This is a genomic window from Bacillus sp. LR--39, from assembly GCF_053613335.1.
The window spans coordinates 1-509 of the sequence record NZ_JBSIOT010001660.1 but is presented as its reverse complement, the minus strand read 5'-3'; the positions used below and the strand labels follow the sequence as shown (position 1 = coordinate 509).

Annotated in this window: 1 protein-coding gene; it reads right to left on the bottom strand. The window is 45.4% G+C overall.

Features of this window, described 5'->3' with window-relative positions; translation table 11 throughout:
* Window positions 1–75: 75 nt before the first annotated feature.
* The coding region (locus ACWHAR_RS32365) for a cation transporting ATPase C-terminal domain-containing protein (RefSeq protein WP_452089089.1) at window positions 76–509 on the bottom strand (434 nt) is incomplete at its 5' end.

Here is a 509-nt window from a genome sequence, read left to right as displayed (position 1 = left end):
CACCCAATTCTTCCCTGTTCTCATAATAAAAGGGCAATAGACACGCTATTACCCCTAAGATTATATCATATGAATTTATTTTTTTCTTGTTAAAAGTGACCCCGCCAGCAAAAAAGTAGGGATGGCGGACATACCGATGACGAGCATCCAGTCCCCCGGCGTGATGGCTACAGTATGGAAAATCGGCTGAAGCGGCGGATAGTAGATTACTACAAGCATCAGCAAAATGGATGACAATACCGCGCCGATTAAATACAGGTTTTGAAACGGGTTTCTAGAGAAAACAGAAGTTTCGCTGCGGCAGTCAAACACGTGAATAAGCTGAGCGAGAACCAATGTGGCAAACGCGATCGTCTGGGCATAAGCTAAGTTTTCCGGATTGCGGTGGTATACAATGATAAACGCTAAAATAGTGGCAACTCCGATTAAAAATCCTCTGGAAACGACCTTCCATCCTAGCTTGCGGGCAAATACCCCTTCTTTCGGATGACGGGGCTTGCGCTTCATGA